We start from the raw sequence: 23675 nt of genomic DNA, 5'->3' as shown, positions 1-23675 counted from the left end.
CTCACCCGATGCCCCGCCGGCCGGTGAGCCTTTCGTGCTCGCGCATGGCGAACCGATCGGTCATGCCGGCGATGTAGTCGGCCACCGCGCGATGCCGGTCGCGGCGGTCGGCGTAGGAAGCGGGCATCTCGGCACTGCGCTCGAGGTACCCGTCGAACAGCTCCCGCACGACCTGCTGCGCCTGGTCGGTGGTCTGCGTCACCTGCGGATGCCGATAGAGGTTGCGGAACAGGAAGCTCTTGAGTTCGCTGGACTGCGACTGCATGGTTTCGCTGAACGCGACGAGCGGCGGTGAGTTGCGGACGCCGTCGGCATCGACCGGAGCTGCACTTTCGACCGCCGCACGGGTGGCGTCGATCACGTCATAGACCTGGGCGCTCAGCATGCGCCGGATCGTCTCGTAGAGCACGCGCCGCCCTTCCAGCCTGGGGTACTCGGCGAGTGCCTCACGGCGGTAGCGCTCGAACAGCTCCACCTCGCCGAGCTGCTCGACGCTGATGAGCCCCGAGCGCACGCCGTCATCGATGTCGTGCGCGTTGTAGGCAATGGCGTCCGCCAGGTTGCACAGCTGCGCCTCGAGCGCAGGCTGGGTGCGGTCGAGGAAGCGCCTCGCCACGCCGTTGGGTTCGGCGGCTTCCAGGCGCTCGGCATTGGCGCGCGAACAGTGCTTGAGAATGCCCTCGCGGGTCTCGAAGCTGAGATTCAGGCCGTCGTACTGCGGATATCGGTGCTCCAGCGCATCGACCACACGCAGGCTCTGCAGGTTGTGCTCGAAGCCGCCGTGGCTTTCCATGCAGGCATTGAGCGCGTCCTGCCCCGCGTGGCCGAACGGCGTGTGGCCGAGGTCGTGCGCCAGGGCAATTGCCTCCACCAGGTCTTCGTTGAGGCGCAAGGCACGCGCGATGGAACGGCCGAGCTGCGCCACCTCGAGCGAATGCGTGAGCCGGGTACGAAACAGGTCGCCCTCATGGTTCAGGAACACCTGCGTCTTGTAGACCAGGCGCCGGAACGCGGTGGAATGCACGATGCGATCGCGGTCGCGCTGGAAGGCATCGCGCGTGGGCGCGGGCGGCTCGACATGACGGCGCCCGCGCGACCGCGCGGGGTGGCAGGCATAGGCCGCAAGACTCATCGCCGCACCCTTGGCGCTGCGCTCATCCGGCGCTGCAGCACTGCGCGAGCACTTCGCGCACGAGCGCATCGGGCGCGCTGCTGACCGCGGCGGAGCCCGGCTTGTCGATGACCACGAAGCGGATCTCTCCGGCTTCTGATTTCTTGTCGACACGCATGAGCTCGAGGTAACGGTCGGCTCCCAGTGCCGGGCCGACGGTTGGCAGGCCGGCACGTTCGATGAGCCGCGTGAGCCGTTCGACAAACGCTGTATCGACGCCGCCGAGCCGCTGCGACAGGTGCGCAGCCATGACCATGCCGCAGCCGACCGCTTCGCCATGCAGCCATTCGCCGTAGCCCAGGCCCGATTCGATCGCGTGGCCGAAGGTATGGCCGAAGTTGAGAATGGCGCGGAGGCCCGTTTCGCGCTCGTCCTGCCCGACGACCAGCGCCTTGATCTCGCAGCTGCGCTTGACGGCATAGGCCAGCGCGGCGGGGTCGCGGGCCACCAGCGCATCGATGTTCGCTTCGATCCAGTCGAAGAACGCCATGTCGTGGATGGGCCCGTATTTGATGACTTCGGCCAGGCCCGCGCTCATCTCCCGCGGCGGCAGCGTCTGCAGCGTGCCCAGGTCGCACACCACGAGCTGCGGCTGATAGAACGCGCCGATCATGTTCTTGCCGAGCGGGTGGTTGATCGCGGTCTTGCCTCCCACCGACGAATCGACCTGCGCCAGCAGCGTGGTCGGCACCTGCACGAACGGCACGCCCCGCATGTAGCTGGCGGCGGCAAAGCCTGTCATGTCGCCCACCACGCCGCCGCCCAGGGCGAACAGCACGGTTTTCCGGTCGCTGCCGTGGCCGAGCAGCGCATCGAAGATCAGGTTCAGTGTCTGCAGGTTCTTGTGCGCCTCGCCGTCGGGCAACTCGAGAAGGTGCACCGTGCGGAAACGGTAGGCCAGGGCCGCGTGCAGCGCCTTGGCATAGAGCGGTGCCACCGTGGTGTTGCTGACGATCAGCGCGCTCGCAGCGTCGGGCGCCGCGGCAAAGCTCGAAGATTCGCCGAGCAGGCCGGCGCCGATCAGGATGGGGTAGCTGCGCTCGCCGAGCTGGATATCGACGCGTTCTGGCGGTGCGGAAGGTGCGGGCAATGGCATGCAGCGAGTTTAGGCGCTGCGGACCGGTTGCTCAGGCGGCGGGTTCTTCCGGGTGGGCGCCCGGCGCCACGATGCCGGCGAGCTCCAGCTGCATGACGATGATGTTCACCAGCATGGCGATCGACGGGCGGCCCGTGTCGACCACGTCGTGGGCCGTTTCCCTGTAGAACGGGTCGCGCGCATCGTGCAGCTCGCGCAGCCGCCCGAGCGGATCGGCCACCTGCAAGAGAGGCCGCTTGACGTCATGCCGCAAGCGGCGAAACAGGTCTTCGGGGGAAGAGCGCAGGTAGATCACGTGGAAGTGGTCCCGCAACTGCTTGCGATTGACCTCCCGCAAGACCGCTCCGCCTCCCGTGGCAAGCACGCCGTGAGGCTGTGCGCAAAGGTCGGCTATTACCGTTTGCTCGAGGTCCCGGAAAGCGATTTCGCCTTCCCGCTCGAAGTAATCGCGAATCGAGCAGCCGATGCGCTGCTCGATCACGTGGTCGGTATCGACGAACGGAAGATTGAGGCGGGCGCCCAGGCGCCGCCCCACTGCGGATTTACCGGCGCCGGGCAAACCGACGAGTGCGACCGCCACGCGGTGGCTGCTACGCCCGCGCGTCAGCGCGCGGCGTTGCGATCGGTAATCATCTTCGGAGTGATAAAGACGAGCATTTCGGTCTTGTTGGCAACGCGTTCGCGCTTGCGGAACAGTGCCCCAAGGTAGGGCACTTCACCCAGCACCGGCACGCGCGATTCGTCATTGGTTTCGGTGAGTTCGAAGATACCACCGATGACGACCGTGCCGCCGTTCTCGACCAGCACTTCGGTCTGCACGTGCTTGGTGTTGATGGCCGGACCCGCCGAAGTGTTGACGCCGCGGGCATCCTTGCTCACGTCCAGGGTCAGGATGATGTTGCCTTCGGGCGTGATCTGGGGCGTGACTTCGAGCTTGAGCACCGCCTTGCGGAACGAGATCGACGTGGCGCCGCTGGAGGTTGCCTGCTGGTAGGGAATTTCTTCACCCTGCTCGATCAGCGCCTTGGTCTGGTCGGCCGTGATGACGCGGGGGCTGGAAACCAGCTTGCCCTTGCCGTCAGCTTCGAGCGCCGAGATCTCGAGGTTCAACATGCGCGACAAGCTCGAGTTGAACAGCGAGATCGCGAAGGTACCGGGCGAATTGCCGGTGCCGCCGGCATCGCCTGCGGGCAGGTTGAGGAAATTGGAGTTGGTCCAGGTGGCTGCCGCTGCGCCGACGCCGCCGGTGGTGGTGGTGGGCATGACGCCGAGGGTGCCGTATGCCGGATTGCCGTTGGCCGACGCGACGCGTTCGCGGGAAATACCGCCGCCCAGGCGCACGCCGAGCGACTTGCCGAAGGTGTCGGAGGCTTCCACGATGCGCGCTTCGATCAGCACCTGGCGAACCGGGATGTCGAGCTTCTGGATCAGTTCGCTCACCTGTGCAAGGCGCGAGGGCACGTCGGAGACGAACAGCTGGTTGGTGCGCGACTCCGCGATCACGCTGCCGCGCGGGCTCAGGATGCGGGTTGTGGTGCCGGAGCCGCCACCGCCGCCCGACGAGGCGCCGGTGCCGGTCAGGCCCTGGGCAATGGCAATCGCCTTGGTGTAGTTGAGCTGGAACGACTGCGTGCGCAGCGGCTCGAGATTCTCGATTGCGGCCTTGGCTTCGAACTCGAGCTTTTCCTTGGCGTTGATTTCATCCTTGGGCGCAATCCACAGCACGCTGCCGTTCTTGCGCATGCCCAGGTTCTTCGCCTGCATGATGATGTCGAGGGCTTGATCCCACGGCACGTCCTTCAGCCGCAGCGTCAGCGCGCCGGTCACCGAATCGGAGGTCACGATGTTGAAGTTCGTGAAGTCGGCGATCACCTGCAGCAGCGAGCGGATCTCGATGTTCTGGAAGTTCAGCGACAGCTTCTCGCCGTTGTAGCCCACGCCTTGCGTCAGCTTGGTCGGGTCGACCTTGCGGGCACGCACTTCGACGACGAACTGGTTCTCGCTCTGGTAGGCGCTGTGCTCCCAGTCGCCCTTGGCCTCGATCGTCATGCGAACGCGGTCACCGGACTGTTGCGAGGTGATCAACTGGACCGGCGTGTTGAAGTCGGCCACGTCGAGGCGGCGGCGCAGGCCCTCGGGCAGCGTCGATTTGGTGAATTCGACGACGAGGTTCTTGCCCTGCTGCTTGACATCGACGCCCACCTGGTTGTTCGGCAGGTCGACGATCACGCGGCCGGTGTTCTCGGAGCCGAGGCGGAAGTCGACGTCGCGCAGCGGCAGCGTGTCGCGGTTGCGGTTCTCGGCAAACACGGTGGGCGTTGACGACGCGAGCGCCGTGCCGGCCACCGGCTCCAGGATCACCAGCAGCGACTTGCCCTGGATCTCGGTCTTGTAGGCGGTCGCCTGCTTGAGGTTCAGCACCACGCGGCTGCGCTCGCCGGCCTGCACCACGTTGACGGAACGCAGGTTGCCCTGGTTCACCTCGATGGCGGAGCGCCCGATGGCGTTGGTGACGCCCGGGAAATCAAGCGCAATGCGCGCCGGGGTCTGAACGGCAAAGCCGGTCGGCACGGCCGCGAGCGGCTGTGCCAGGTCGATGCGGATGACCTCGGCGCCGGATTGCGTCGAACTGGTTACCGCTTCGATGGCGTTTTGCGCATGCGCCATGGCAAATGCGCCGAATGCCAGCAGACCCAGCCCGGCAGCTCGCAGCCGCTGTGCCATTGTTGATTTTTTCTGATTCATTTCGCACTCTCTTGCAGCTGCAATGTCGCCACGCGTTCGATCCATTCACCGGCGGCGTCTTGCACGATTTCACGCAAGGCGACTTCGGTTTCGTTGATACGGGTAATGCGCCCGTAGTTGAGCCCCAGGTACTCGCCGACGCGCACCTTGTAGAGGAGCTTGTCGACACGGACCAGCGCCACCGGCTGGCCGTTGCGGTTCATGCTGCCCACCATGGCCATCGAGTCGAGCGGGAAGGCTTCGAGTGCTTCCTTGCGTCGCGCCAGTTCAGGCGCGATCAGCTCCGACGTGCTGGGCTGGTTGGATTCGCGGCGCAGTGCCTGCGTGAGCTTCAGCAGGTTGAACGGCTCGAAAGCGGCCCCTTCGGTGTAGGCCTGGGGCGTGAATTTCTTGGGCTCGGTGATCGGCGGCACGTTGGGCTTGACTTGGGCACGCTGCTCGACCATCCAGCGGCGCAGGTCTTCCTGCTCCGAATCGGCACAGGCGCTCAAGCCCATTGCGGCCGCTGCCAGCCACAGGAGTTTGGCGATCGTCCTCATTTCTTCGCCTTTGGCGCCGCAGCGCGTTTCTGGGCCGCACGCTCTTCGTCATCGAGATAGCGGTAGGTGCGGGCCGTGGCATCCATCGTCAGGGCGCCGTCCTTGTCTTTTTGCGGAGTGATCGTCAAGTTGTTCAGCGTCACGATGCGTGAAAGGCCCGCGACGTCGGCGGCAAACGAGCCGATGTCGTGGTAGCGGCCGGTCACGCGCACGGCGATCGGCAGTTCCGCGTAGTAGTCTTTCACCGAAACCTGCCCCGGACGGAACAGCTCGAACTGCAGGCTGCGGCCGAGGCCAGCCTGGTTGATGTCGGACAGCAGTGCGTCCATTTCCGCCTTGCTCGGCAGCTGCTTCTCGAGCAGCGTCACATATTGCTGCACCTGCTCGCGCTGCTTCTTCAGCAGGTCGAGGTTGGCGGCCAGTGCGACCTTCTTCTGGTAGTCGGCGCGCAGCGTGACTTCCTTGGCGCGCTCGCTTTCGAGCTCGTCGTTCGAGTTGGTGAGCCACAGGAACCACAGGCCGACCAGCACCATTGCCGTCACCGCCAGGCACAAGGCATAGCGAGGCACCGGCGGCCAGCTGGCCGGATCGTTCGGATTCAGGTTGCGGAACTGATCGCCGAAGCCACGAAATGCGGCGCCGACATCTATCTTTTGAGAGGGGCGATTGCTTGCCATGATCCGTCCTACCCCTTGACCTGCGCCGCTGTGGCCAAGGCTTTCTCAGCCGCGGCCTTCTGCGCGTCGGTCGGCCGCTTGAGGCCGATGCGCATCGTGAAGTTCGCCACGCGGCGCTGGTCGCGCTGGCTCAGGCTCACCGTTGCGGAAGTAATTTCGACCAGCTCCGGCTTGACCAGCCACGGGCTGTTGTTGCCCAGGTTGCGCAGCAGTTCGGAAACACGCTCGTTCGACTGCGCCATGCCTTGCAGCGTGACCGTCTGGTTGTCCTGCTTCATGCTGGTGATGTAGGCGCCGTCGGGCAGTTGCCGAACCAGTTCATTGAGCAGGTGCACCGGCAGGTTGCGGTCGCCCTGGAGGTCTTCAACCGCCTGCTGGCGCGCACGCAGGGCTGCAATTTCCTGTTGCAGCGTCGAGATCTCCTTGATCTCGGCATCGAGCTTGGTGATTTCGGTCTTCAGGAAATTGTTCTTGGCCTGCTGGGCCGAGATTTGCGCCTCGAACCAGAGAAAGCCGAGGCCCGCGATCACGCCGCCCAGGATAGCCGCAGCGCCCAGGGTGCCGTAGAAAGCTTCGCGGCGCCGCTTGCGCGCGGCTTCGCGATGCGGAAGCAAATTGATGAGGATCACTGCACGAACCTCCGCATGGCGAGACCGCAGGAGGTCAGATAGGAAGGCGCCTCGCGCCGAACCTTCTTCTCACGGATGTTGGGACCCAGCTCCATGCCATCGAACGGATTCACGAGCGAACAGGCGAAGGAGGTCTGACGGGTGACGGCGCTGGTCAGGCTTGGCAACGAGGCCGAACCGCCGGCGAGCAGCACATAGTCGACGCGGTTGTGCGGCGTGCTGGTAAAGAAGAACTGCAATGCACGGGCAATTTCCTGCGCAATGCTTTCCACGAAAGGCTTCAGCACGCTGGAGCCGTAGTCGTCGGGCAAATCTCCGCTGCGCTTCTTGGCTTCGGCCTCTTCGGCGGAAAAGCCGTATTGGCGGACGATCAGCTGGGTCAGCTGGGCGCCGCCGAAAGCCTGGTCGCGGTCGTACAGCACTTCCTGGTTGCGCAGAACCTGCATGCTGGTGGTGAAGGCGCCCACTTCGAAAAGCGCCACGACAGCGTCGAGGCCCTTGCCCGGCAGTTGTTCGATCAAGCGAGCGGTTGCGAGGCGCGACGCATAAGACTCGACGTCCAGGATCATCGCCTTCAGGCCGGCCGCTTCGGCCAGCCCTTCGCGGTCCTGGACCTTTTCCTTGCGGGATGCGGCAATCAGCACCTCGACATCGCCAGCGGAGGCGGCGCTCTGCCCAGTCACGCAAAAGTCGAGACTGACTTCGTCCAGCGAAAAGGGAATGTATTGGTTGGCTTCGGACTCGACTTGCAGTTCGAGTTCCTGCTCGCTCATGCCACCCGGAAGAATGATCTTCTTGGTAATGACGGCCGATGGAGGCAGCGCCAGCGCCACATTGCGCGTGCGGGTGCCGCTCTTGCGCACGACGCGGCGGACGGCTTCGGCCACTTCATCGAACTTTTCGACGTTGCCGTCAGTGATCCAGCCCCGCTCGAGGGGTTCGATCGCGCACCGCTCCAGAACCAGCTTGCCGCTGGCCTCACGGCCGAGCTCGACCAGCTTGACGCTGGACGAACTGACGTCCAAGCCGAGCATGGGGGCGTTCTGACGACGAAACAATGATCCGAAAGCAGCCAAGTTAGGTCCCTTTACCCCTGCATTTGTAACCAATGGAAAAAATTGCGTTCGGTTGCATGCTAGCAGGAGGCGTACTTGCAACCAAGCAACCGCGGGCTCCAAGCCTGGGGACCGTTGTCAAAAGCTGACGTTGTAGCCACATTCAGTAACTTTTGGTTTAGCCCGCAACGATGCGCCAAAGTTCGGTCCTCGGCAAGAGGGCGGCTTTTTATAATGTCAGGTGATTCTCCGGGCCCACATGCAAGAAACCTCACGCCCTAAAGGGCCAGCCAAGACTCCCTCCTCCACACGCCCAGCCTGGCTCAAATGGCTGCTGCGCTTCATGGCCTGGGGATTCGGCATTGCCGCGGCCGGTGTGCTGGCCGTTCTGTGCGTGGTCGCAGTCGCCCTGGCGGTTGCCTACCCCAATCTGCCGGATATTTCCGAGCTGTCCGACTACCGGCCGAAGCTGCCGCTGCGGGTTTTCTCGGCCGAAGGCATTTTGATCGGCGAATTCGGCGAGGAACGGCGCAACCTTACGCCGATCGCGGCGATCCCCAAACTGGTGAAGGAAGCGGTGTTGGCCGCTGAAGACACGCGCTTCTACGACCACGGCGGCGTCGACTACAAGGGCATGGTGCGCGCGGGGCTGGCCAACATGAACCGCGTGAAGAGCCAGGGCGCCTCGACCATCACGATGCAGGTAGCGCGCAATGTCTACCTGAGTTCGGAGAAAACGCTCACCCGCAAGATCTACGAAGTGCTGCTCACCTTCAAGCTGGAGCACCTGCTGACCAAGGACCAGATCTTCGAGATCTACCTGAACCAGATCTACCTGGGCAACCGCGCCTACGGTTTTGCCGCGGCCTCTGAAGCGTATTTCGGCAAACCGCTACAAGATCTTTCCATTGCCGAGGCGGCCATGCTGGCCGGCCTGCCGAAGGCACCGGGCGCCAACAACCCGGTCAACAATCCGCAGCGCGCGCGCGGGCGCCAGTTCTATGTGATCGACCGCATGCAGGACGCAGGCTTCATCACGGCCGAGCAGGCTGCCCAAGCCAAGAAGGAAGAGTTGCACCTGCGCGACGCGGCGGACCCGAACCGCCTGCACGCCGAGTACGTGGCCGAAACCGTGCGCCAGCTCATGTATGCGCAATACGGCGACAGCACCTACACCCGGGGCCTGAAGGTGTACACCTCGCTGGTGGCCGCCGACCAGGCCGCCGCATACAAGGCCCTGCGCAAGGGCATCATGGACTACGAGCGGCGCCAGATCTATCGCGGCCCCGAGAAATTCGTCGATCTTCCGAACGACCCCAAGGAACTCGACGAAGCCGTGGACGACGCGCTAACCGACCACCCCGACAACGGCGACGTGATGTCGGCCGTGGTGCTCAAGGCCAGCGCCAAGGAAATCTCGGCCGTCCGCGGCAACGGCGACCCGGTGCAGATCACCGGAGAAGGCCTCAAGCCCGCGCAATCCGGCCTTTCCGACAAGGCACCGCCCAACATCAAGATCCGCCGCGGCGCCGTGATCCGCGTGGTGAAGACGCCCAAGAACACCTGGGAGATCACCCAGCTGCCCGAAGTGGAAGGCGCCTTCGTCGCCATGGATCCGCGCGACGGCGCCATCAAGGCGCTGGTGGGGGGCTTCGACTTCGGCAAGAACAAGTTCAACCACGTCACGCAGGCCTGGCGCCAGCCGGGATCGAGCTTCAAGCCGTTCATCTACTCGGCCGCGCTCGAGAAGGGCTTCACGCCTTCCACGGTGATCAACGACGGACCGCTCTTCTTCGATGCCGGCACCACGGGCGGCCAGCCCTGGGAGCCCAAGAACTACGGCGGTGGCTACGACGGCCCGATGTCGATGCGCACCGCGCTCATGAAGTCGAAGAACCTGGTGTCGATCCGAATCCTGCAATCCATCGGCACGCGCTATGCGCAGGAATGGATCACCAATTTCGGCTTCGACAAGGACAAGCACCCCGCCTACCTGCCCATGGCGCTGGGCGCCGGAGCGGTCACGCCGATGCAGATGGCCGTGGGCTACTCGGTATTCGCCAACGGCGGCTACCGCGTCAATCCGTACCTGGTCACCCGCATCACCGACCACAAGGACCGGGTGCTGGTCGACAAGCAGCCGCCGCTGCTCAACGAGACGATCCGGGCCATTCCCCAGCGCAACGCCTTCATCATGGATTCGCTGCTGCAATCCATCACGCGCGCCGGCACGGCGGCCAAGGCGCAGGCCATGCTCAAGCGGCCCGACCTCTACGGCAAGACGGGCACCACCAACGACTCGCTCGACGCCTGGTTTGCCGGCTTCCAGCCCACCATGACCGCCATTTCCTGGATCGGCTACGACACGCCGCGCAACCTGGGCGACCGCGAAACCGGCGGCGGCTTGAGCCTGCCGATCTGGATCAACTACATGGAAACCGCCATCAAGGGCGTGCCCGTGACCGATCTTTCCACCACCCCGCCGGCTGGCGTCGTGAGCGTTGGCGGTGAGTGGTACTACGACGACTACGCGCCGGGCCGCGGCGTCTCCAGCCTTGGCGTGGAGACCCCCGCCACGCCGCCCGCGGAGTCACTGAGCGGCGTGCCGGTGAGCCCGCCTCCGCCGCCTGAAGAACGCAATCGGATTCTCGACCTCTTCAGGAATTGAGAATGAGCAGAGTCAGGGGGCCGCAAACTCCAGCGGCTGCCCGGCTTGCAGGCTTGCCTCGCGCGAAAGGTTGCCGAAGAACTCCTCGCCGGTCTTGGTGTCGACCCAGGCCTTGCCGTCGAAGCGGTAGTGATAGCCGCCGGAGCGCGCGGCCAGCCAGATTTCCTGCAGCGGCTTCTGCAGGTTCACGATCAGCTGGCTGCCGTTCTTGAATGAAATCGTGATCATCCCGCCCACCCGCTGGTTGTCGATGTCGGCGTCGGTTGCATCGTTGATGCGGTCGCAGCCTTGCTCGATGGCGGCGAGCGCAGCTTCGGCGCGGTCCATGTATTCGGAGTCGGTCATTACAATTTCGTTATGTTGAATGTTCGTCAAATTCTAGTGAGCGCCTCCAGCCGCGCTGCGCTCATGGTCTGCCTGGCTGCGGTAGCGGGCGCCCTGGGCGCTTGCGGGCAGCGTGGGCCGCTCTATCTACCGACCGATCCGGCGGCCGCGCAGCGCGCGACCCTGCCGCAGTTGCTCACGCCCGGCGGCTCGCGCGCTGCCGACGCTGAAGCAGCGCCCAAGCCCGCTGCGGCCAGCAGTGCGCCGGCTGCAGCAACCGGCAATGCCACCAGCCCCGGAGTGCCGAAGTGACGAACGCCTCTCTTCCTCTCCTTCCCGGCCATCCGCACATCGCGCATCACGACGGCGCGCTCCATGTCGAGGGCCTGAGCCTCGACGCCCTCGCCCGCGAACACGGCACCCCCTTGTTTGTCTATTCGAAGCAATGGATGCTGGACGCGCTGGCGGCCTACCAGCGTGGCTTCGAGGGCCGCGAAGCCCTGATCTGCTACGCGATGAAGGCGAATTCATCGCTCGGCGTGCTGCGCGTGTTCGCCGAGGCGGGCTGCGGGTTCGACATCGTTTCGGGCGGCGAGCTGGCCCGTGTGCTGGCCGTGGGCGCCGATCCGGCAAAGATCATCTTCTCGGGCGTGGGCAAGACCCGCGCCGAAATGCGGCAGGCGCTCGCGGCCGGCATTGCCTGCTTCAATGTCGAGAGCGAAGCCGAGCTCGACGTGCTCAACGAAGTGGCACTGGCTGAAGGGCGCCGCGCGCCCATCAGCATTCGCATCAACCCGAACGTCGATCCGAAGACGCACCCGTACATCTCCACCGGCTTGAAGGGCAACAAGTTCGGCATCGCCCATGACCGCGCGGTCGAGGCTTATCGCCATGCCGCCAGGCTTCCGGGGCTCGAGGTGGTGGGCATCGACTGCCACATCGGCTCGCAGATCACCGAAGCCTCGCCCTACCTGGATGCCTGCGACCGGATACTCGACCTGGTCGAAGCCATCGAAGCGGCCGGCGTGCCCATCCATCACCTGGACTTCGGCGGCGGCCTGGGCATCGACTACAACGGCGAAGTGCCGCCCAAGGCCGATGCGCTCTGGCAGCAGCTGCTCGCGCGGCTCGACGCCCGCGGCTTCGGTCGGCGCAAGCTGGTCATCGAGCCGGGCCGTTCGCTGGTCGGCAATGCAGGCGTGTGCGTGACCGAAGTGCTCTACACCAAGCCGGGCGAAGACAAGAACTTCTGCATCGTCGATGCCGCAATGAACGACCTGCCCCGGCCTGCGATGTACCAGGCGTTCCAGCAGATCGTGCCGCTGCGCATCCGTGCGGGCAGCGCGCCGGTCTACGACGTGGTCGGCCCGGTCTGCGAAAGCGGCGACTGGATCGGCCGCGACCGCGCGCTCAATGTGGTGTCCGGCGACCTGCTGGCCGTGCTGTCGGCAGGCGCCTATTGCATGAGCATGGCCAGCAACTACAACACGCGAGGCCGCGCCGCCGAAGTGCTGGTGAGCGGCCAGAGCGCCACCCTGATCCGTCGCCGCGAGACGATGGAAGACCAGCTGCGCAGCGAGCGGATCGAGGGCTGATCCGCCGCAGCCGCCGTGCGCCTTGGGCGGGCCGACCAGCGCGTCAGCCGGCGCTGCTGCGGCCCAGCGACTTCTCGTTGCCGCTACTGCCGCCGCGAGCGCCCGCCGAGGGCTTCGGCTTGCGCTTGCTCGCGTAGTTCCACACGCGCCACCCCAGCAACACCGCGACGATTGCCGCGTAGACGAACACCTCGGCAAAGTTGTTCTTGCCCGCGCGCATCCAGAAGAAGTGCAGCAGGCCGAGGCCGGCGATCAGGTAGACCAGCTTGTGCAGCATTTGCCAGCGCTTGGCGCCCAGTGCCTTGATCGCGCGGTTGAACGATGTGGCGGCCAGCGGCGTCAGCAGCACGAAGGCCGTGAACCCCACCAGGATGAACGGCCGCTTGGCGATGTCCTTGGCGATGTCGGCCCATTCGAAGCCCATGTCGAACCAGCTGTAGCACAGCAGGTGCACCACCACATAGAAGTACGCGAACAGGCCCAGCATGCGGCGAAAGCGCGCGAGCGCGTTGGCCTTGGTGATCACGCGCAGCGGCGTCACGGCCAGCACGATACAGATGAAGCGCAAGGTCCAGTCGCCCGTGGCGCGGATCAGAAACTCGGCCGGGTTCGCGCCCAGCCCGTCGGTGAATGCGCCGTAGGTCAGCCACGCGAACGGCAGCAGGCACAGCAAGAAGATCACCGGCTTGGCCGCCGGATGCATGAGCAGCTTGTTCATGGCGCAAAGGCTGGATAGCGAGGCAGGCTCGGGCTCAGTAGTTCTTCTTCAGGTCCATGCCCGCATAGAGCTGGCCGACCTGGGCTTCGTAGCCGTTGAACATCAGCGTCTTGTTGCGCTTGGCAAAAAGCCCACCGCCGTCGCCAATGCGGCGCTCGGTGGCCTGGCTCCAGCGCGGATGGTCGACGTTCGGGTTCACGTTCGAATAGAAGCCGTATTCCTGGGCCGCGGCCTTGTTCCATGCCGTGCTCGGCTCCTTTTCGACAAAGCGGATCTTCACGATCGACTTGGCCGACTTGAACCCGTACTTCCACGGCACCACCAGGCGCACCGGCGCGCCGTTCTGGTTAGGCAGCACTTCGCCGTACATGCCAAAAGCCAGCAGCGTGAGCGGATGCATGGCCTCGTCCATCCGCAGGCCTTCGGTGTAGGGCCAATCGAGCACACGCGAGCCGACGAAAGGCATGGTCTTGGGGTCGGCCAGGGTCACGAACTCCACATACTTGGCGTTGCCCTGGGGTTCGACCTTCTTGATGAGCTCGGCCAGCGAATAGCCCACCCATGGAATGACCATCGACCAGCCCTCGACACAGCGCAGGCGGTAGATGCGCTCTTCCTGCGCACTGAGTTTCAGCAGGTCTTCGATGCCGTACTTGCCCGGCTTCTTGACCAGCCCCTCGACCTCCACGGTCCACGGGCGGGTCTTGAGCGTGCCCGCGTTCTTGACCGGGTCGCCCTTGTCGGTGCCGAACTCATAGAAGTTGTTGTAGCTCGTCGCGTCCTTGTAGTCGGTGAGCTTTTCCATCGTTTGCGCGCCCGGCACGGCGGACTTGGCGCCCGGCAGCAGCGCCAGCTTGTGCGGGCCGGTCGCCTGGGCGAAGGCCTCGCGTCCTGCAAAGCTTGCCAGCGCGGCACCGGCCGCGCCGCCAGCCATCAGCTTCAGCAGGTCGCGCCGGCTCTCGTAGACGGCGCGCGGCGTGATTTCGCTCGAAAGCGGATGGATGAAACCGCTGTTGCGACCTTGCGGGCGGGAGGAGAACGACATGGTGATGGCCTTTCGCGTGAATCGTTTTGCTCAGGGTAGTTCGAACAATTCCCTGATTCGGTTACGCACAATCGCTGCGCGTGGATTCAATTCTTCGCGAAAAGCCGGCGGCCCGGGGCTACAAGGTGCCGTAACTGTGCAGTCCGCTCAGGAACATGTTCACGCCCAGGAAGGCAAAGGTGGTGACCGCCAAGCCGGCCAGCGCCCACCAGGCCGCCACAGTGCCGCGCAAACCCTTGACCAGCCGCATGTGCAGCCAGGCCGCGTAGTTGAGCCAGACGATCAGCGCCCAGGTCTCCTTCGGGTCCCAGCTCCAGTAGCCGCCCCAGGCATCGGCCGCCCACAACGCGCCCAGCACGGTGGCGATGGTGAAGAAGGCAAAACCGACCGTGATCGACTTGTACATTACGTCGTCGAGCACCTCGTTGGCGGGCAGCCTTGCCGCAATGCGCTTGCGGCCCAGCAGAATGCCCGCAGCGATGAGTGCGGAAATGCCCGCATAGATCACCCAGTAGCTGCCGCCGGCCTCTTGCACGCGCTGGCGGAATGCCACCGGCACAAAGCACAGCGCCACGCCCAAAAGCCAGATCGGCGTGAGCTTGTACCAGCGGGTTTCGCCCGCCTGTTCCTTCACCAGGTAGGCAAAGGCCACCATGGCCGCAAGCGCGAAAGTGCCGTAGCCGATGAAGTTGGCCGGCACATGCAGCTTCATCCACCAGCTTTGCAGCGCGGGCACCAGCGGCTGGATCTCGTGGGCGTTGCGCACCAGCGTGTACCAGAGCAGGAAGCCCACCGCCGCACTCACCACCAGCATGACGAAGGCGCCGAGCGCCCGGGTGCCGTAGCGCGCTTCGAAGTACAGATAGAACGCCGCGGTAAGCCAGCAGAACAGCACGAACACTTCGTACAGGTTGCTGACCGGGATGTGGCCGATGTCCGGCCCGATCAGGTGGCTTTCGTACCAGCGCACCATGGTGCCAATCAGCGCCATGGCAATAGCGGCCCATGTGAGGCGCGAGCCGATGAGCTCGAAGGTGTCGCCCTGCTTCCCGCCGAAGAAACCGAGCCAGTAGAACAGCGTGCTCATGAAGAACAGCACGCTCATCCAGAGAATGGCCGACTGGCTCGACAGGAAGTACTTGAGCCAGAACACCGTGTCCGCGCGCGCCAGGTCGCCCTGGTAGGAGCCGATGGCCAGCAGCGAGGCCGCCGCCACGACGATGGCGAGCACCCGCAGCGGTCGCCAGAACCAGCCGATCGCAATGACGGAAATCATCGCGGCGACGAGGATCGGCTTCTCGTACGAGTCCATAGCGCCCGCATACCGCACAAAGGCAAAAAGGCCGCCTGCAAGCACCAGTGCCGCGAAAACCCAGTCGAACAGGTTGCGGCGCGAAAACCAGCTTTCGTTGAGCGTGAGGGTGGTGGTGTTCATGGGGACGCCGGTCCTTCGTTTTTCAAGGCAAGCAGCTTGTGCTTGAGGTGCTCGAACTCGCGATCGCTGTCAATCGTCTTGCGATTGACCGAGAAGGCCATCGTGGCAGCCGTGGTGTTGTTGTCTCCTGCGCTTGCGCCGCCGGGTGCCAGCCACACCCAGAGCCGGCGCTCGCGCACGTACAGCATGGCAAAAATCCCGATGATCAGCAACAGGCAGCCCAGATAGACCACGTTCTTTCCGGGCGCTCGCGCCACCTGGAACACGCTGGCCTGCACCTGGGTGAAGTCGGTCATCATCATTGCGACGGGCGCCGGATAGAAATGCGCATCGCTGATGGCCAGCACCGCCTGCGTGAGAAAGGCTTGCGACTTGTCGTCGCGCGGCAAGGCCTCGAGCCCCGCGCTTTCGCGGCTGAGATTGAGCAGTTCGAACAGCACGTCGTTCAGGATGCGCACCAGCACCGCGCCGGCACGTTCGCGCTCGGGCTCGGGCACGTTGGCTTCCATGAATTCCGCAATGGCCTGCCAGCCGCCCTGCGTGCTGGCATCGGCCTTCGCGCGCTCGCTGCCGGCAAAGAGCGCGAGTGCACGCGCAGCCGAAACGCTCAACTGCTCGGCCATTTCAGGCCGCTTCGCATCGATAGCCTTGGCGATGTAGCGCTCGACGGCACGTGCGCGGGTGTCGGCGTCGGCCAGCGAAGCGCGCATACGCACGAAGCTGTCCATGCTGCCCTGCTCGTCGGCCGGCACGCGAAGGTAGCGGAACGGCTCTTCGGGCTTCTCGCGCATGCCGAGCAGGAACACCGGCTGGCCGTCCCCGGTGTCGACCGGCACCATGTAGTTCTGGTATTCGCGCGCCTGGCCCGCGGCGTCGCGCAGCTTGTAGCCGATGCTCGGGCCGATGTTGCGCAGCACCTTCGGCTTGGTGGTCTTGTTGGCGGCGCCCAGGCGCGATTCGATGTCGTGGCGCAGGTCGACCTTGCGCACGTCGGCGCCGCTGCCCATGGCACCCCCGTCGGCAAAATTCTCGACGTTGATCACGCGCAGCGCGGCGTATTCGAGCGTGAGCTTTTCCTTGCCGTTGGTAATTTCAGTGCTTGGCCCGCCAATGACGCCATCGACCTCGAAGGGCTTGGCGGCGGCCGCCATCGGCACCGCCTTGAGCTTTACCTTGGAACCGCCGTCGTCGAAGCTCGACTGGTAGATTTCCACGCCCTTGTAGCTGGCCGGATGATTGACCTCGATGCGCGCGGGCACCTGGGCGCCGGTCTCGCGGTCGTGCAGCACCACCTCGCTTGCAAACAGCTTGGGCATGCCGGTGGAGTAATAGTCGACGATGAACTTCTTGAGCTCGATCGAGAACGGCAGCTCCTGCAGCAGCACGCCGTCCGACTGCTGCAGGATGGCCACGCTGCCCTGCCCGCCTTCGGGCACCAGGATGTTGCCGCGGAAGGTCGGGTTGCGGGGCGACAGCCGGTGCTGCGGCGGCACGTCGGCAATCATGCCGCCGCCGGTGAACACGCTCTTGCCGTTGAACCACGTCTGGGCACGCACCACCAGGTCGCCGTCGAGCAGGCCGCCGATGCACACCAGCACGATGGCGCTGTGCGCGGCGATGTAGCCCAGCTTGTGGGCGCCGCCCGCACGCGCCGCGACCATCCAGCCCGCGCCAGACTGGCCTTCCACCGCTTCGCGCTGCTGCAGCTTGACCTTCCAGCCGCCGCTCACCAGCAGTTGGCCGATGCGGTTGGCTGCCGCGGCGGGCTCCTCGGCAAGCTGGTTTTCAGCGCGCTGGCCGAAGGCCTTGAGGCTCTGCGCGCGGATGTTTTCCTTGAAGGTCTTCAGGTCCACAAAAATGCGCGGCGTGTTGCGCGCAATGCAGAGCGACGTGCTGATCACCAGGAACAGCAGGATCAGCAGGAACCACCAGGCGCTGTAGACCGAGTCGAGCTTGGCCGTGCGGAACAGCTCGGCCCAGAATGGACCGAACTGGTTGATGTAGTTGTTGATCGGCTCGTGCTGCTTGAGCACGGTGCCGATGATCGATGCGATGCAGATGACCGTGAGCAGCGCGATGGCAAACCGCATCGACGAGAACAGCTCCACCGCAGCGCGAAGCACTTGCGGGCCGCGATGGACGCGAAGGCCGTGGGTGGAGACAGACATCGGTGGGCGGGAAGAAAGAAACAGGAAAAAAGCAAAGGGCGGGCCATCCAGCTGGATCGGCCCGCCCTCTGTTTGGGTTTTTTATCGGCGGTTAGTTCACGCTGAAGGGCGTGGCGTCAGCGCAGGCCGGCAATGTAGTCTGCAACGGCCTTGATTTCGCGGTCGTTCAGCTTTGCGGCCACGCCCGTCATGGGGGCGCTGTTCTGGCGCACGTTGTCCCGGAAGGCAACAAGCTGTGCCACCGTGTAGTCGGCGTGCTGGCCGCCCAGGCGCGGGTACTGGGCGGGCATGCCAGCGCCGTTGGGGCTGTGGCAGCCGGCGCAGGCCGGAATCTGGCGGTCGGCAATACCGCCGCGGTAAATCTTTTCGCCCAGTGCCACGGTGTCCTTCTCCTTGGAGAAGCCGGTCTTGATCTTCTTGGAGCCCACGAACCACGCGATGTTGCGCATGTCTTCGTCGGACAGCTTGGCCGCCAGGGGCTGCATGATCGGGCTCTTGCGCTTGCCGGACTTGAAGTCCTGCAGCTGCTTGAGGATGTATTCGGGGTGCTGCTGCGCCAGCTTCGGGTTTGCCGCAATGGCCGAGTTGCCGTCTGCGTTGTGGCAGGAGGCACAGGCCTGGGCCGCGGAATTGAACACCGCGTCGCCCTTGGCGGGGTCGGGCTTGGCCGGCTTGGCCGCGGCGGGTGCAGTCGCTGCGGCGGCTGGCGCGTCGGCCGCAAGGCTCGCGCTGGCTGCGACACCCATGAGGGCTGCAAGCAGAAAATTGGCAAACAACTTCATATCGGGGGCTCGATTTATTGGCGCAAAACCCCGCGATTCTACAATGGCGGCCCGTTCCGAAAGCTCATTGATGACTACGCCGTCGCGCAAGCACGCTGCTCCCCCTTCCCGCGCGACCCCTGCCGTGGACCCCATCGTCGCCGAGCGCGAGCGCGTTGCGCTCGGCTGGCTGCACACCGCCCACTTCCTGACCAGCGCCCCGCAGCTCGAGCATTTGCCTCCGCTCGACCTGCCCGAAATCGCCTTCGTCGGTCGCTCGAATGCGGGCAAGTCGACCGCGATCAACACGCTCACCCAGCAGACGCGCCTGGCCTTCGCCTCCAAGACGCCCGGCCGCACGCAGCACATCAACCTGTTCGGCGTGGGCAAGCAAAAGGCCGACGACGCCGTGCTGGCCGACCTTCCCGGCTACGGCTATGCCGCGGTCCCCAAGGAAGCCAAGCTGCGCTGGCAGCGCGTCATGGGCAACTATTTGATGACGCGCGAAAACCTGCGCGGCGTAGTGCTGATGTGCGACCCGCGCCAGGGCCTCACCGAGCTCGACGAGATCCTGCTCGACGTGATCCGCCCGCGCGTGGAGCAAGGTCTCAAGTTCCTCGTGCTCCTGACCAAGTCCGACAAGCTCACCCGCAGCGAAGGCGCCAAGGTGCTGTCCATTACGCGACTGCAGGCCGGCGGCGGCGAAGTCAAACTGTTCTCCGCCCTCAAGAAGCAGGGAGTGGGAGAAGCCGCAGAGCTGCTGTGGCGCTGGGCGCATCCGCCCGGGGAAGCAGCGGCGCAAACCGAACAGCCCCCGGTGCCGGAAGACACCTAGGGAAAACCGGCTCGCTGCCGTCCCATCTGCGTGATCCACTATGAAAACAATAGCAACGGAAGTTGAAGGAGACAAAGCATGATCGAGACGTTCCGGCGCAGCCTGCCCAACGGAACCACGCTGAGCTGCCGCGCCACCGGCGCGCCCGGGCGCCCGCTGATGGTGTTCCTCCACGGCTTCCCGGAGGCTGCATTCATCTGGGACGAGCTGCTCGAGTACTTCGCCCAGCCTGAACATGGCGGCTACCGCTGCCTGGCGCCCAATCTGCGTGGTTTCGAGAAGTCGAGCGCGCCCACCGAAGTGGCCGCGTACAAGGCCCACCTGCTGATCCAGGATATCCAGCAACTGGCGGCCACCGAGAGCGCCGACGGCACGATGGCCGCGCTGGTCGCGCACGACTGGGGCGGAGCTTTCGGCTGGGGCTATGCCAATGCCTTTCCGGAGCAGGTTGGCCGGCTGGTCATCATCAATTCCCCGCACCCGGGCACCTTCACGCGCGAGTTGCGCAACAACCCGGCGCAGCAGCAAGCCAGCGCCTACATGAACTTCCTGGCAAGGCCCGATGCCGAAGCGCTGCTCTCGGCCGACGACTTCAAGCGCATGTGGCCCTTTTTCACGCTGATGAAGGCCGGCCCCGACGGCTTCGGATGGCTGACCGAAGAGGTGAAGCAGCAGTACCGCGAGGTGTGGAATGCCGGCCTTACCGGCGCCTGCAACCTCTATCGCGTCACGCCGATGAAGCCGCCGCCGCCGGGCCGGAGCATCGACGGCATTCCGGTGCTGCCGCGCGAACGGCTCACGGTGAACGTGCCGACCTTCGTCTTCTGGGCGCTCGACGACGCAGCGCTGTTGCCGGGCCTGCTCGACGGCCTGGAGGAATACGTGCCCAAGCTCGAGATCAAAAAGGTGCCCAACGCCACCCACTGGATCGTGCACGAACAGCCGCAGCTCGTGGCGCGCGAGATCGAAGCCTTTCTGAAGAGGAACTGAAGAAGCCGCTCCGCTTCTTCTTCAGTAGATCGAGGGCGCGCCCTCGGGTCGCGTCTTGAAGCGGCGATGCACCCAGTAGTACTGGGACGGCATCTTGTCGATGTAGCCCTGCAGCCGCTCGTTCATGAGCGCTGTGTCGGCCTCGACATCGTCCGTCGGAAAGTTCTGCCAGGCCGGCAGCACCTCGATCTCGTAGCCGCCCGGGGTGAGCTTGGAGACGATCGGCACCACCTTGGCCTTGCCCAGCCGCGCGAAGCGCGAGAGCGAGGGCACGGTGGCGGCCTGCACGCCGTAGAACGGCACGAAGATGGTCTGGTCGCGGCCAAAGTCCATGTCGGGCAGCAGGTACAGCAAGCCGCCCTTGCGCAAGCCTCCGAGCACCGGCTTGATGCCGTCCACCCGGTTGAGCGCCGCCACGTTGCCGAAGCGCGTGCGGCCTTCGCGAATCCATTCGTCGACCATCGGATCGCGCTGGGTCGTGTAGATGGTGGCCGAAGGCCGCGGCGTGTGCATGGTCAATGCCGTGGCCGCGGCATCGAGGCCGTAGAAATGCGGCGCGAACAGGATCATCGGCTCGTCGCCGTTGGCGATTTCGTCGATCTCCTGCGGGGCGCCCACCACCTTGAGCCGGCTGGCCACCACTTTTTCGGGCGCATGCCAAAGCCAACTGCGGTCGAGCCACGACTGGGCCACATACACAAACGTCTCGCGCGCGATGCGGCGGCGTTCGGCTTCGGATTTGCCCGGAAAGCACACCGCCAGGTTGGTGTCGACCACGCGGCGGCGCGGCACTGCGACGGTGTGGAGCACGCGGCCCAGCAGCGCGCCGAAGCCACGTACCAGCGGCAGGGGCAGCGGCGCAATCGCGCGCATGAAACCGATGCCGAGTCGGGAGCCGAGACTCATTGCGCCTGCTCCCCATTGGCGGCGGCCGCCACGACGGTCTCGCCGCGCGGCTCCTTGTAGCGTGCGTAGTCCCACACGTATTGGCCGGGCAGGCTGTGGATCAAGCAGCCGATGGCGTCGTTCATTGCAGCTGCAGCGTCTTCGATGGACGCCTTGGGATCGGTGAGCGCAGTGCCCACGATGGGTTCGAAGCGAATCACGTAGCCCGCACCGCGCGGCAGCCTTTCGCACACGCTCAGGAAGCAGGCGGCGCCGGTCTGCTGCGCGAGGCGCGGCAGCAGCGTCATGGTGTAGGCCGGCCGGCCGAGGAAGGGTGCCCAGACACCCTGCCTCGCTGGTGGCACCTGGTCGGGCAGGATGCCGGTGTAGCCGCCGCTGCGCAGCGTGCGGATGAGGCCGCGCACGCCGGTGTTGTTGGTCGGCAGCGTTTGCAGGCCGGGCCGGTCGCGCGAGCCCGCGGCAATCAGCTCGGCCATCCATTTCTTGCGCGCGGGGCGAAACAGCGCGGTGATCGGTCCGTAGGCCTGGAGAAAGCGCTCGCCGATGGCCTGGCCGCACATCTCCCAGCTGCCCAGGTGCGGCGCCACCAGGATCACGCCCTTTTTCGCCTGCATGGCGGCCTCGAAGGCCTCGACGCCTTCCCAGCGCACCACGCGCCGCAGCACGCTTTCGCCCTGCGGGCGCAGCCAGAGCCAGGGCAGCTCGGCGGCCATCTGGCCGGCGGCGGCGATGGCCGGGCGGTACTGGTCGGGCGTGAAGCCCGCGTTTTCGGCATTGGCCTTGAAACGGCGGCGGTAGTCGGGGGCGCACCACCAGACCATCCAGCCCAGCAACGCGCCGAGCCGATGCATCAACGGCATCGGTACACGGGCAAGCAGGCGGAACAGGGTGACCATGGGCTGACAACAGGGAGTGAATACCAGGACGCGCGCGCACGATTTGGCGCGGCTCGAATAGAATGCAAATTGTCGCCGAGTTACGGAACAACTTGCAGGGCGACAAACACAAGCGCAAGAGCGATTGTGCCCCGCCGATTCGTCGGCATCTGCTAAAGCGTTCGCCAGGGCTCCGCAGAGTTGGCAACGCGCCAAGTCACTTCAAGGAGCTTTGAACAAAATGGCGAACGACTTCCTCTTCACTTCCGAATCGGTCTCTGAAGGCCACCCCGACAAAGTCGCCGACCAGATCTCGGATGCCATCCTGGACGCGATCTTCGAGCAGGACCCCCGCAGCCGCGTGGCCGCCGAAACGCTGACCAACACCGGCCTCGTGGTGCTCGCGGGCGAAATCACGACCAACGCGCACGTCGACTACATCCAGGTGGCGCGCGACACCATCAAGCGCATCGGCTACGACAACACCGACTACGGCATCGACTACAAGGGTTGCGCCGTGATGGTCTGCTACGACAAGCAGTCCAACGACATCGCCCAGGGCGTGGACCACGCCAGCGACGACCACCTGAACACCGGCGCCGGCGACCAGGGCCTGATGTTCGGCTACGCCTGCGACGAAACGCCCGAGCTGATGCCCGCGCCCATCTACTACGCACACCGCCTTGTCGAGCGCCAGTCCCAGCTGCGCAAGGACGGGCGCCTGCCCTTCCTGCGCCCCGACGCCAAGAGCCAGGTGACGATGCGCTATGTGGACGGCAAGCCGCACAGCATCGACACCGTGGTGCTCTCCACCCAGCACAGCCCCGACCAGAGCGAAACGCCGACCAAGATGAAGGCCTCGTTCAACGAAGCCATCATCGAGGAGATCATCAAGCCGGTGCTGCCGAAGGAATGGCTGCAGAACACGCGCTACCTGATCAACCCGACCGGCCGCTTCGTCATCGGCGGTCCGCAGGGCGACTGCGGCCTTACGGGCCGCAAGATCATCGTCGACACCTACGGCGGCGCCTGCCCGCACGGCGGCGGCGCGTTCTCGGGCAAGGACCCGTCCAAGGTCGACCGCTCGGCCGCCTACGCCGCGCGCTACGTGGCCAAGAACATCGTGGCGGCGGGCCTGGCGCGCCAGTGCCAGATCCAGGTGGCCTACGCCATCGGCGTGGCGCAGCCGATGAACATCACGGTCTACACCGAAGGCACCGGCGTGATCCCCGACGACAAGATCGCCGAACTCGTGCGCGAGTTCTTCGACCTGCGTCCGAAGGGCATCATCCAGATGCTCGACCTGCTGCGCCCGATCTACCAGAAGACCGCGGCCTACGGCCACTTCGGCCGCGAAGAGCCCGAGTTCACCTGGGAAGCGACCACCCAAGCCGCTGCGCTGCGCGCCGCGGCCGGCCTCAAGTAAAAAGCCACCGGCGGTGG

Annotated in this window: 22 protein-coding genes; 6 read left to right on the top strand and 16 right to left on the bottom strand. The window is 65.1% G+C overall.

Annotated elements, in window-relative coordinates; all coding sequences use genetic code 11:
- Window position 1: 1 nt before the first annotated feature.
- Genes V9L20_RS18825 through V9L20_RS18790 form a run of 8 tightly spaced genes read right to left on the bottom strand, consistent with a single transcriptional unit; the run spans window position 2 to window position 7933 of the window.
- Window positions 2-1132, bottom strand: a complete 1131-nt coding sequence (locus tag V9L20_RS18825) for a deoxyguanosinetriphosphate triphosphohydrolase (RefSeq protein WP_337297728.1) — start codon at window positions 1130-1132, stop codon at window positions 2-4.
- A gap of 22 nt (window positions 1133-1154) precedes the next feature.
- A complete protein-coding gene (aroB, locus tag V9L20_RS18820; RefSeq protein WP_337297727.1) occupies window positions 1155-2267 on the bottom strand; it encodes a 3-dehydroquinate synthase in 1113 nt (370 codons plus the stop codon).
- Between the two features lie 31 nt (window positions 2268-2298).
- Window positions 2299-2847, bottom strand: a complete 549-nt coding sequence (locus V9L20_RS18815) for a shikimate kinase (protein WP_258504398.1) — start codon at window positions 2845-2847, stop codon at window positions 2299-2301.
- 23 nt (window positions 2848-2870) lie between these two features.
- Window positions 2871-5012 carry a type IV pilus secretin PilQ gene (pilQ, locus tag V9L20_RS18810; protein WP_337297726.1) on the bottom strand — a complete coding sequence of 714 codons (2142 nt, stop codon included), beginning with the start codon at window positions 5010-5012 and terminating at the stop codon, window positions 2871-2873.
- Entirely contained in the window at window positions 5009-5551 is a 543-nt protein-coding gene (locus V9L20_RS18805; protein ID WP_337297725.1) for a pilus assembly protein PilP, read from the bottom strand. The genes pilQ and V9L20_RS18805 overlap by 4 nt, the downstream gene beginning before the upstream one ends.
- A complete protein-coding gene (locus V9L20_RS18800; protein ID WP_337297724.1) occupies window positions 5548-6228 on the bottom strand; it encodes a type 4a pilus biogenesis protein PilO in 681 nt (226 codons plus the stop codon). The genes V9L20_RS18805 and V9L20_RS18800 overlap by 4 nt, the downstream gene beginning before the upstream one ends.
- Window positions 6229-6236: 8 nt before the next feature.
- Window positions 6237-6857 (bottom strand): PilN domain-containing protein, encoded by a 621-nt coding sequence (locus V9L20_RS18795; RefSeq protein ID WP_258504394.1) that lies wholly within the window; start codon window positions 6855-6857, stop codon window positions 6237-6239.
- Window positions 6854-7933, bottom strand: coding sequence for a pilus assembly protein PilM (locus V9L20_RS18790; protein ID WP_337297806.1), 1080 nt, complete (start codon window positions 7931-7933; stop codon window positions 6854-6856). The genes V9L20_RS18795 and V9L20_RS18790 overlap by 4 nt, the downstream gene beginning before the upstream one ends.
- Window positions 7934-8171: 238 nt before the next feature.
- On the opposite strand from V9L20_RS18790, the gene V9L20_RS18785 reads away from it, so the two are divergent.
- Window positions 8172-10580 (top strand): penicillin-binding protein 1A, encoded by a 2409-nt coding sequence (locus V9L20_RS18785; RefSeq protein WP_337297723.1) that lies wholly within the window; start codon window positions 8172-8174, stop codon window positions 10578-10580.
- Window positions 10581-10592: 12 nt separating this feature from the next.
- On the opposite strand, the gene cyaY is transcribed toward V9L20_RS18785, so the two are convergent.
- Window positions 10593-10925 carry an iron donor protein CyaY gene (gene cyaY, locus V9L20_RS18780; RefSeq protein ID WP_258504391.1) on the bottom strand — a complete coding sequence of 111 codons (333 nt, stop codon included), beginning with the start codon at window positions 10923-10925 and terminating at the stop codon, window positions 10593-10595.
- 36 nt (window positions 10926-10961) lie between these two features.
- Between cyaY and lptM the strand changes: the two genes are divergently transcribed.
- Complete coding sequence (gene lptM, locus V9L20_RS18775; protein WP_409513995.1) at window positions 10962-11216, top strand: LPS translocon maturation chaperone LptM; 255 nt, start codon at window positions 10962-10964, stop codon at window positions 11214-11216.
- A complete protein-coding gene (lysA, locus tag V9L20_RS18770; RefSeq protein ID WP_337297722.1) occupies window positions 11213-12499 on the top strand; it encodes a diaminopimelate decarboxylase in 1287 nt (428 codons plus the stop codon). The genes lptM and lysA overlap by 4 nt, the downstream gene beginning before the upstream one ends.
- 43 nt (window positions 12500-12542) lie before the next feature.
- Here lysA and V9L20_RS18765 read toward each other — a convergent pair whose 3' ends face one another.
- The 5 genes from V9L20_RS18765 to V9L20_RS18745 form a co-directional block, all read right to left on the bottom strand.
- Window positions 12543-13217 carry a sulfite oxidase heme-binding subunit YedZ gene (locus V9L20_RS18765; protein WP_337297721.1) on the bottom strand — a complete coding sequence of 225 codons (675 nt, stop codon included), beginning with the start codon at window positions 13215-13217 and terminating at the stop codon, window positions 12543-12545.
- Between the two features lie 34 nt (window positions 13218-13251).
- Window positions 13252-14262: a protein-methionine-sulfoxide reductase catalytic subunit MsrP gene (msrP, locus tag V9L20_RS18760; protein ID WP_337297720.1), complete on the bottom strand. Its 1011-nt coding sequence runs from the start codon at window positions 14260-14262 to the stop codon at window positions 13252-13254.
- A gap of 118 nt (window positions 14263-14380) precedes the next feature.
- A complete protein-coding gene (gene ccsB, locus V9L20_RS18755) occupies window positions 14381-15697 on the bottom strand; it encodes a c-type cytochrome biogenesis protein CcsB (RefSeq protein ID WP_258504386.1) in 1317 nt (438 codons plus the stop codon).
- Entirely contained in the window at window positions 15694-17865 is a 2172-nt protein-coding gene (locus V9L20_RS18750) for a cytochrome c biogenesis protein ResB (protein ID WP_337297719.1), read from the bottom strand. Before V9L20_RS18750 ends, ccsB begins: the two co-directional genes overlap by 4 nt.
- A gap of 116 nt (window positions 17866-17981) precedes the next feature.
- Window positions 17982-18647 (bottom strand): c-type cytochrome, encoded by a 666-nt coding sequence (locus tag V9L20_RS18745; protein ID WP_258504384.1) that lies wholly within the window; start codon window positions 18645-18647, stop codon window positions 17982-17984.
- 70 nt (window positions 18648-18717) lie between these two features.
- Here V9L20_RS18745 and yihA point away from each other — a divergent pair, with 70 nt between their 5' ends.
- Both yihA and V9L20_RS18735 read left to right on the top strand, forming a co-directional pair.
- Window positions 18718-19461: a ribosome biogenesis GTP-binding protein YihA/YsxC gene (gene yihA / locus V9L20_RS18740; RefSeq protein ID WP_337297718.1), complete on the top strand. Its 744-nt coding sequence runs from the start codon at window positions 18718-18720 to the stop codon at window positions 19459-19461.
- Between the two features lie 78 nt (window positions 19462-19539).
- Window positions 19540-20451: an alpha/beta fold hydrolase gene (locus V9L20_RS18735; protein ID WP_337297717.1), complete on the top strand. Its 912-nt coding sequence runs from the start codon at window positions 19540-19542 to the stop codon at window positions 20449-20451.
- Window positions 20452-20472: 21 nt separating this feature from the next.
- Here the strand turns inward: V9L20_RS18735 and V9L20_RS18730 are convergent, their stop codons facing one another.
- Both V9L20_RS18730 and V9L20_RS18725 read right to left on the bottom strand, forming a co-directional pair.
- On the bottom strand, window positions 20473-21357 hold the full coding sequence (locus tag V9L20_RS18730) for an LpxL/LpxP family acyltransferase (RefSeq protein ID WP_337297716.1): 885 nt from the start codon (window positions 21355-21357) through the stop codon (window positions 20473-20475).
- Window positions 21354-22253 (bottom strand): lysophospholipid acyltransferase family protein, encoded by a 900-nt coding sequence (locus tag V9L20_RS18725; protein WP_337297715.1) that lies wholly within the window; start codon window positions 22251-22253, stop codon window positions 21354-21356. Before V9L20_RS18725 ends, V9L20_RS18730 begins: the two co-directional genes overlap by 4 nt.
- Window positions 22254-22473: 220 nt before the next feature.
- On the opposite strand from V9L20_RS18725, the gene metK reads away from it, so the two are divergent.
- A complete protein-coding gene (gene metK, locus V9L20_RS18720) occupies window positions 22474-23658 on the top strand; it encodes a methionine adenosyltransferase (protein WP_337297714.1) in 1185 nt (394 codons plus the stop codon).
- The last annotated feature ends 17 nt before the right edge of the window (window positions 23659-23675 follow it).

This window comes from Variovorax sp. CCNWLW225, assembly GCF_037204045.1.
GTDB lineage: Bacteria > Pseudomonadota > Gammaproteobacteria > Burkholderiales > Burkholderiaceae_C > Variovorax.
Note: the sequence above shows the minus strand (reverse complement) of the source record. Positions and strands in the feature narration are given on the sequence as shown.